Raw genomic sequence first — 8,987 nt, 5'->3', positions numbered from 1 at the left:
GTGTTCGATCTTTACCGGTCCCCAGACGTAGTCCTCGCGAACCTTCAGCGACAGTTCCTTGCCGAGCGTTTCGCTTTCGACCACGAACGGACCGGAACCGATGATCTTGGTCGCATCACCAAGCTGCTCGAACGGCAAGGCCAGCGTTGCCAGCGAGAGCAGGCCGGAACCGATGACGGACGTGCCCTGCAGGAAACCCGGAGACGGCTTTTTGAAGTGGAATTTGACGGTCAGCGGATCGATGACCTCGCTGTGGTCGTAATTGTTGATGACTTCGGAGACCGGCTGCTTCAGTTCCTTGTTGCCGAGACCGAACGTATCGAAGTTCTTGGCAACCGCATTGGCATCGAGCGGCGAGCCGTCGGAGAAGGTTACTCCCTTGCGCAGCTTGAAGGTATATTCCGTTGCGTTATCGTTGACCGTCCAGGATTCGGCGATCCAGGGCTCGATCTCCAGCGTCTTCGGGTTTTGATAGGTCAGCTTGTCGGTGATCTGATTGAGCACGCCGCCATTCGGATAGAAGCCGCCGGCCGGTGGATACAGATTGGTGTGCGGCTGCTGCTCCAGATAGATCAGCGTGCCGCCCTGCACCGGTTTGGCAGCGTCGTCAGCAAAAGCCGCCGACGATGCCAGCGACATCAGCACCGCGCCGATCACGGTTGCTGCTTTGAATTTTCCCGAAATTCCCATTGGATACCCTCAAAATGTTAGCTGAGGAAAAGGGTAAACCAAAGGAGGGTTTTATCAATATAGTCTATTGAATTAGTGTTCTATTTTACCCGCTTGACGTGGAAGGAAGGGATCGCACTTTGCCCGTTTTCGGCAATAAGCTGTCGGAAGGATGCTCCCCGCGACGCAGGCCGCGGGGAATTTTTCCTCAGGAAGACACAAGGGTCTTACTTGAGCTGGTCCTTCACTTTGGCAAGGGCTGCGTTGGCGCATGCCTCGTCGAGCTGTCCGCCCGGTGCGCCGCCGACGCCGATAGCGCCGATGGTCTCTTTACCGATCTTGACCGGAACGCCGCCGGCAAGAACGAGGAAGCCTTCGATGGCGACCAGCTGTGCTGCGCCCTGGTTCTTCTGGATGTTCTCGACCATGACGCTGGTCGCAACGCGGGCCGAGGCGGACGTAAAGGCCTTCTGGCTGGCGGCGCTGACCGTATGTGGCCCGGCATTGTCGGCGCGCAGCAGTGCACGAACCACACCTGCCCTATCGACGACGGCTGCCGATACATTGTAGCCGTCAGCTGCGCAGGCGGAGACGGCGCCCTGTGCCAGTTCGACCGCGATGTTCAGCGGCATGTTGTTTTCCTTGAGAACCTCGGCAGAGGCTGCGGATGTCAGGGCAAGTGCAATCGTGCCGGCAAGCAGTATACGGTTCATCTCATCTGTCTCCTATCGTGAACGCGATGCGTGAAAGCGCCTTGCTTTCTGGCGATAGGGATAGCTGTGCAAGCGCCGAGATCGAATCCGCAACGGGACTGACCCGACTAGGTATTCCTACCTACGGGGCGATTCCGTGCCGGCCGATGTCAGCTGCACGAAGTCGGCGACGGAACTGGTGCCCAGCTTGTCGGCGATGTTGGCCCGGTGCGCGTCGATGGTTCGCGCCGAGACATTGAGCGCGACGGCGATTTCCTTCGTGGCCCAGCCGCGGCAGACCATATCCAGCACCTCCCGTTCGCGCTCCGTCAAGCTGCGCAGCAGCTCCATCGTTTCCTCTCTTTCCAAAACGCGCTCCAGCGTTTGGAACGCGGAATGAATGGCGTCCAGCAGCACCTGCTCATCGATCGGTTTGGTCAGAAAGTCGAGGATGCCTGCCTTGAAGGCGCGCCGGCAGGCGTTCACGTCGCCATGGCCCGTTATCATGATGGTCGGCCAGGCAATACCGCGTTCGAGCAGCCGCTCGTGCATCTGCAGACCGCTGATCAGCGGCATGCGCAGGTCGGCGAGGATGCAGCCCGGGCGTTTCGGATCGACATGGGCAAGGAACGTGGCCGGATCGCCGAATGTCTCGACCGTCATGCCGTAGGTCTGCAGAAGCAGTTTTATCGCCTCGCGGACGGGTTCGTCGTCGTCGATCAGGTAGATCTGAAACTGTTTCATTGCGCGGCTTTCAGGTGCTGCTCGACACGCGGCAGCGCAATGGTAAAGGCGGCGCCACCCGTTGGGTGGTTGCGGACATCGATATGCCCGCCGATCCGCTCGATCAGCGAGGCGCACAGGGCAAGACCGAGCCCCATGCCATCGATTTTCGTCGTGAAGAACGGTTCGAAAAGACGCGGCAACGTCTCTGCGCTGATGCCGGGACCCGTATCGGTGACCCGAACGATCGCGCCGCTCTCCGGCGCGATGGTCTCAATGCGGATGCTTCTGTCAGCCGTATCTGCCTCCTGCAACGCGTCGGCCGCATTGCGGATGAGGTTGTGCAGCACCTGTTCCATTTCGATGGGATCGACGATCGCCTGCGGGGACGGCGTGGCGAGGTCGAGAACGAGGCCGATCTGCCGCTTTTCAAGATCGGCCCGCACAAGCTCGGCAATGTCGGCAACGATCTGGTTGAGATCGGCAAGAACCGGTTTCTGCTCGCGCTTGCTGATGTAGTCGCGCATCCGCTTGAGCATTGCACCGGCGCGCTTGGCTTCGCGCACATTGGCGCTGAGCGCCTTGGGGAGCAAGGCAGGGTCGGGGCTATCCGTGGAGACGAGGCGCAGGGCAGCCTGGCTTTGGCTGAGAAGCGCCGTCAGCGGCTGCGTCAACTCGTGGGCAATTCCCGACGCCAGCTCGCCCAGCGCGTTGACCCGCAAAGCGTGGGCAAGCCTTGTTTCATGTTCCTGCAGATGCGCCCGCCGCTCCGCCTCACGGGCCTCTTGCTCCAGTTTGCGGGCATTGGCCTTCAGTTGCCGGGTGAACGACAGCAAAAGCAGCACCAGCAATGAGGCAAGCGCAAAGCCGCCGATCCAGGGGCCGTTCACGATGTCTGCAACCGATAGCGGGCGGGTTATATCCACCATGAAGGGCTGGCTCTGGCTGTCAACGATCTTGCTGAAATGCGGCTGCGTCAAAATGCTGCCGGCCGCGCTGCTGTCTGTCGCCTGATGATCCAGCACGGTATCGCCATCGAGACTGAGGAGCATATGTGCCCAGGCGGGCAGCTCTTCGCCTTCGATCAGCAAGGCGGGGTCGATCTGGACAATGATTGCCAGGCCGGGACTGTCCATCGTCGCACGCTTGCCCAGAAGATACCTGCCTGGATATGCGGTGTCGAGATATGTCCGCACCTCGCCCTGCCGTTGTCTGGCAATGGCGCTTGCGACGGAGGACAGGCCGGTTTTTTGCGGGGCCTTCGGCATCGAAATCAATGTCGTCGCCTCGGAGACGCCATCCAGCGGAAGCCGCACGAGATCGATTGCGGCGATACGCGGATAGAACCGGATGATACTCTGGAAGACTTCGCCGATTGCTGTTTCCGGCAGCTCGGGGGCTGCCTTGATCAGAGCCACAAGGCTGGTCAGATGCGCATCATGCTGCGCCGCCCGCTGGGAGATCAGCCGGTGGACGGTCTGCCCCGTCGCAGAGAGTTCTTCTGACGCCCGTTGATACTCGATCCGCATCGATATGCCGGCAAAGAGCCCGATCAGGCCAAGCCAGACGAGCAATGAGACCGTCAGGCTCTTGAGTGGAAGATGTCGCCAGATCATGTCGTTCAAATGCCTGTTCAAGTGTGCCGAACCGCCACCGCGCCGTCCCGTCTCCAAACGAGGATGCCCGGTGGATCGTAGCACAACAAACATGTTGCGGAAGGCAGTCGCTGTACTTTGCGCCGCAGCGAGTCCGGCGGCTGGTCGGGGACGCCAAATGCTGCAAGGGGACGATGAGGAACTTGACCTGACCCGGAAGCCTGAAACATAGATGAGACGCTACGTCCCGGCTGATACAGGCCAACTGAAATTTATGGAAGCGATGGAATGCGGAAATTACCTGCGCTTTCGGCGATGAAGGTGTTCGAGGTCGTCGGCCAGACGCGCAGCTTCACGCGTGCGGCCCAGATGCTGAACCTGACGCAAAGTGCCGTCAGCCGGCAGGTTCGCAATCTTGAAAAGCAGCTGGGAGAAAACCTGCTGATCCGCCATCACCATGATCTGGAGCTGACGCGCGCCGGTTCCGAGCTGCTGGCAACGCTGCAATTGGCCTTTCACAATGTCGAGCAGACGGTGCGCTCCATCATGGAGAAAAACAACCGCAACAGGCTGCGCATCAACGTGCCGCCGACCTTTGCCAAGCGCTGGCTGATGCCCCGGCTGTCGCGCCTGCGCCGGGCGCTGCCACAGATCGAGATCAGCCTCAGCACCGATCTCAAGGACACACTTGCCGAGCGCAGCCTGCTCGATTGCGCCATCCGCTTCGGTGATGGCGAGTGGCCGATGCTGCAATCGCGCATCCTGCTGACCGAGCGGCATATCGCCGTCTGTGCGCCCGGGCTGTTAGATGCGGCCAACCGCATGGGGCATGTCGATTTTTCAACTTTTACGTTCCTGCATGTGCTGGCCGCAGCCGATCAGCGCTATCTCACCTGGCAGCATTGGCTGGACGCAGCTGGCCTTACCGATACCGACGTGCGGGGCGGAATGGAATTCGACCTTCTCGACCTGGTGATCGAAGCCGCCTGTAACGGGCTTGGCATTGCCGTGGTCGATCGTTTCATGGTCAGCAGTCAACTGGAAAGCGGCCAGCTCGTGCCCGTGCTCGACGTGGAGGTGGAAGGCCACGAATCCTACTGGCTGGTTACGCGCACGGATCAGCCCGAAACCGCGAGTGTCCAGGATTTTCGCGCATGGCTCCTGAGCGAGGTCGCGCTGGATCACAGCCTCTGCGGCAGCGCAAAATGAGCAAGGCCGAACATTCGTTTTTGGAATGCTTGGCCAGACAATAAGTCGCTTGCGAAAAGGGTGCCGCGTCCCTTCTACTGCCTGAAACAGAATGTGTTTTCGGGTGGGCTCATGACGCAGCATCGCAACTTCATCGGTGGGCGCTTTGTCGAGACTTCCGGCTCGCCCGGGATCGAGGTCCGCAATCCGGCCAATGGCAAGATCTTCGCCACGGTTCCGGCGGCAAACAACGCGGATGTCGTTGAGGCTGTGGAGGCCGCGCGGGACGCGCAGAAATCCTGGCGCAAGCTGCCGGCGATTCAGCGTGGCAATGCCTTGCGGAAATTGGCCGATGCCATCGAGCGACACGCCGCAAGGATTGGCGCGGCGCTGGCGCTGGAATCCGGCAAGAGCCGCGCGGAGGCCACGGCCGAGGCTATCTACGGTGTCGAGCTGATGCGCTACCACGCCGAATGGGCGCGCCGGATCGAGGGCGAGGTCATCGAAAGCGATACGCCGGACGAGACCCTGATGCTGAAGCGCGAGCCGATCGGTGTCGTCGCCTGCCTGATCCCGTTCAACTTTCCGATCTATACGCTGGTTCGCAAGATTGCGCCTGCCCTGATCACCGGCAATGCCGTCGTCGTCCGTCCGAGCAACACCACGCCGACCTCGGCCTTCGCCTTTGCCCAAGCCGTGCTGGAGGCCGGTCTGCCTGAAGGGCTCGTCAACATCATGACGATGTCGCACGACGTTGCCCGGACCATGTGCACGCATCCCGCCGTCGGCATGATCACGCTGACCGGCAGCGTTGCCGCAGGCCAGACGGTGCTCGATTACTGCAAGACCAATATCGCCAAACCTTCATTGGAACTTGGCGGCAAGTCGCCGGTCATCGTCGAGCCTGACGCCGATCTCGACGCGGTTGCCCGCATGGTTCTCGGTGCAAAGACTGCCCATTGCGGGCAAGTCTGCACTTCGGCCGAGCGGCTTTATGTGCATGTGTCCATCCACGACGCGCTTGTCGAGAAACTGCGCAGCGGCTTTGCGGGCCGCCGCTTCGGAGACCGTGACGCCGACCCTGACATTATGGGACCGCTTGCCAATGCGGCGGCGCGTGATCGTATTCATGGGATGGTCGAGCGGGCCAAAGCCGATGGAGCAACGGTCGTGGYCGGTGGCATGATTCCGGATGGCGATGGCTATTTTTATCCGCCGACACTGATCACCGGCTGCCGCCAGGATATGGAGATCGTGCGCGAAGAGGTATTCGGTCCGGTGCTGGCGGTTTTGTCCTACGAGACGTTCGACGAGGCCTTGGCACTGGCCAGCGATCACCAGTTCGGCCTTGCTTCGGTCCTGTTTTCGGAAAACTACCGCAAGGTGATGCAGGCAGCGAGCGAGATCGAGGCGGGCGAGCTCTATGTCAACCGGTTCCCCGCGGATCCTTACCAGGGCTATCACGCCGGCTGGAAGAAATCCGGTCTCGGCGGCGACGACGGCAAACACGGTATGCTGGAATTCACGCAGACGCGGCTTGTTATCCTGAAACATTGATCACCTGGCGAGGGAGGAACCACCCATGAAGATCGCATCGCTGAAAACCTACGTGGTTGCCGTTCCGCCGCCGCATGTCGGGGGCATGTACTGGATTTTCGTGCAGCTCGAGACGGCCTGCGGCATTTCGGGTGTCGGTGAAATCTATGCGACCTCGTTTCATCCTACGGCCATGATTCCGCTGATCGACGATGTCTTCCAGCGCTATCTTCTTGATCACGATCCCCACCAGATCGAGCGCTTCTGGCGCGCCGCCTATTCGAGCGGCTTCACGCAGCGCCCCGACACGACGATGATGGGTATCGTTTCTGGATTGGAAATCGCCTGCTGGGACATCGTCGGCAAGGCGGCCGGCCGGCCGGTTGCCGATCTGCTCGGCGGTACCGTCAACGAAAAGCTGCGTGCCTACACCTATCTCTATCCGAAGAATGCGGCTGGCGACTACGATTACAACGACCCCGATCTGGCCGCCGAAGAGGCCGTCCGGATGGTCGAGATGGGCTTTACCGCCGTCAAGTTCGATCCGGCCGGCCCCTACACCAACTATTCCGGGCACCAGCTTTCGATGGGGGTTCTCGATCGCTGCGAGCTCTTCTGTGCCAGGATCCGCGAAGCGATCGGCAGCCGCGCCGATATCCTGTTTGGAACGCATGGCCAGATGGTGCCCTCCTCGGCAATCCGGCTGGCCCGGCGGCTGGAGAAGTACGATCCGCTCTGGTTCGAGGAGCCGGTGCCGCCCGGACAGGAAGCGGCCATGGCTGAGGTGGCGCGCGCCACATCCATTCCGATCTCGACCGGTGAGCGGCTGACGACGAAATACGAGTTCCAGCGTGTGCTGCAGCTCGGCGCCGCCGCGATCCTGCAGATGAATGTCGCCCGCGTCGGCGGTCTCTTGGAAGCCAAGAAGATCGCCGGCATGGCCGAAGCTTTCTATGCCCAGATCGCGCCGCATCTCTACAACGGTCCGGTGGGCGCCGCCGCCAGTATCCAGCTTTCGGCCGCCACGCCGAATTTCCTGATCCACGAGGCGATCATGGATTTCGGCGGCTTTCACGGCGAGGTGCTGAAAACCAAGCTGCAGTTCGACGATGGTTATCTCATCCCGTCGCGTGAACCGGGCCTCGGCATCGAGCTCAATCTCGATGCCGTCGAGAAGCACTCCCCCTATACCGGTGATCGCCTGCATCTGCAGATGACCGCCACGCCCGCCGACGTCAAGGAGTTCATGCCCGCCAAGGGCTGAGCCTGAGCAGAGACCTGTCATGATCTACGACTTCGTCATTATCGGCGCAGGGTCGGCTGGCTGCATCCTTGCAAGCCGCCTGAGCGAGAGCGGCCGCAACAGCGTTCTCCTCATCGAGGCGGGCGGCAAGGACTCGTCCTTCTGGTTCAAGATCCCGATCGGATACGCCAAGAGCTATTACAATCCCAAGGTCAACTGGATGTATTCGACCGAGCCGGAGGCCGAGCTCGACGGTCGGCGGATCTATGTGCCGCGCGGTAAGGTCCAGGGTGGATCCGGCTCGATCAACGCCATGGTCTTCGTGCGGGGCGCTGCCGATGACTTCGACGACTGGGCAGCGGCCGGCAACCCAGGCTGGGGCGCTGCGGATGTCCTTCCTTTTTTCAAGAAGCTCGAGACCCATGAAAACGGTGCTTCGCACTGGCATGGCGACAGGGGCCTGATCCACGTGACCCCGATGCGCGGTATGACCCATCCGGTCACCGATGCCTATTTGAAGAGCTGCGAAGAGCTGCAATTGCCATCGACAACAGACTTCAACGGTGCCTCGATCGAGGGCGCCGGGATCTATGATATCAATACGCGCAACGGTCAACGCTCGCATTCCAGTGCCGAATATCTGCGCCCGGCCCTGAAGCGGGCCAATCTGTCGATCGAGCGCCGCGCCGTCGCCCAGCGGCTGGTCTTTGCACCGGACGGGCGCGCAACCGGCGTCGAGGTTTTGCAGGATGGCGTCAGGCGAACGTTTTCGGCACGGCGCGAGGTCATCGTCTCGGCCGGTGCGATCGATACGCCGAAACTGCTGCAGCTGTCCGGGATTGGCGACGGCGAAGCGCTCGGCGCGAAAGGCATAGAGACCCGTCATCACCTGCCGGCCGTCGGTGAGAATCTCCAGGATCATCTGGCCGCAAGCTTCTACTACCGCGCCAACCGGCCGACGTTGAACGGCGTGTTCGGCAGCCCGTTCGGGCAGGCACGGCTGGGGCTGCAATATCTGCTGACCCGCAAGGGGCCTTTTGCCATGAGCGTCAATCAGGCTGGCGGTTTCTTTCGCAGCTCACCGGCGCAGGAGCGGCCCAATATCCAGCTTTATTTCAATCCCCTGTCCTACCGCATTCCCACTGATGCCGGCGTCTCCATGGTGCCGGAGCCCTATGCGGGCTTCCTGATCGCCTTCAATTCCTGCCGCCCGACCAGCCGGGGCCGGGTTACCGTTGGCTCTTCCGATCCGGCAGCAGCAGCGCTGATTCAGCCGAACTACCTCTCCACCGATCGCGATATCGACGACGTGATCGAGGGGAGCCGGCTGGTGCGCAAGAT

At 61.2% G+C, this 8,987-nt stretch carries 8 protein-coding genes; 4 read left to right on the top strand and 4 right to left on the bottom strand.

Going from position 1 to position 8,987, the window contains the following annotated elements:
• The 4 genes from AC1D17_RS26285 to AC1D17_RS26270 all read right to left on the bottom strand — a co-directional run.
• Positions 1-690: ABC transporter substrate-binding protein (locus tag AC1D17_RS26285; protein ID WP_477568209.1), on the bottom strand; the 690-nt coding region annotated here is incomplete at its 3' end.
• A gap of 206 nt (positions 691-896) precedes the next feature.
• A complete protein-coding gene (locus tag AC1D17_RS26280) occupies positions 897-1,382 on the bottom strand; it encodes a GlcG/HbpS family heme-binding protein (protein WP_477568208.1) in 486 nt (161 codons plus the stop codon).
• Between the two features lie 117 nt (positions 1,383-1,499).
• Entirely contained in the window at positions 1,500-2,105 is a 606-nt protein-coding gene (locus AC1D17_RS26275; protein WP_477568207.1) for a response regulator transcription factor, read from the bottom strand.
• Positions 2,102-3,700, bottom strand: coding sequence for a sensor histidine kinase (locus AC1D17_RS26270; protein WP_477568206.1), 1,599 nt, complete (start codon positions 3,698-3,700; stop codon positions 2,102-2,104). Before AC1D17_RS26270 ends, AC1D17_RS26275 begins: the two co-directional genes overlap by 4 nt.
• A gap of 267 nt (positions 3,701-3,967) precedes the next feature.
• Between AC1D17_RS26270 and AC1D17_RS26265 the strand changes: the two genes are divergently transcribed.
• From AC1D17_RS26265 to AC1D17_RS26250, 4 genes are all read left to right on the top strand, one after another.
• Positions 3,968-4,888 (top strand): LysR substrate-binding domain-containing protein, encoded by a 921-nt coding sequence (locus AC1D17_RS26265; protein WP_477568205.1) that lies wholly within the window; start codon positions 3,968-3,970, stop codon positions 4,886-4,888.
• Between the two features lie 111 nt (positions 4,889-4,999).
• Entirely contained in the window at positions 5,000-6,424 is a 1,425-nt protein-coding gene (gene aldA / locus AC1D17_RS26260; RefSeq protein WP_477568204.1) for an aldehyde dehydrogenase, read from the top strand.
• Between the two features lie 25 nt (positions 6,425-6,449).
• On the top strand, positions 6,450-7,667 hold the full coding sequence (locus AC1D17_RS26255) for a mandelate racemase/muconate lactonizing enzyme family protein (protein WP_477568203.1): 1,218 nt from the start codon (positions 6,450-6,452) through the stop codon (positions 7,665-7,667).
• A gap of 19 nt (positions 7,668-7,686) precedes the next feature.
• The coding region (locus AC1D17_RS26250) for a GMC family oxidoreductase (protein ID WP_477568202.1) at positions 7,687-8,987 on the top strand (1,301 nt) is incomplete at its 3' end.

It is taken from the genome of Pararhizobium sp. P1_E7, from assembly GCF_056405855.1.
The sequence above is the reverse complement of the archived record's forward strand: the minus strand, read 5'-3'. Positions and strand labels throughout refer to the sequence as shown.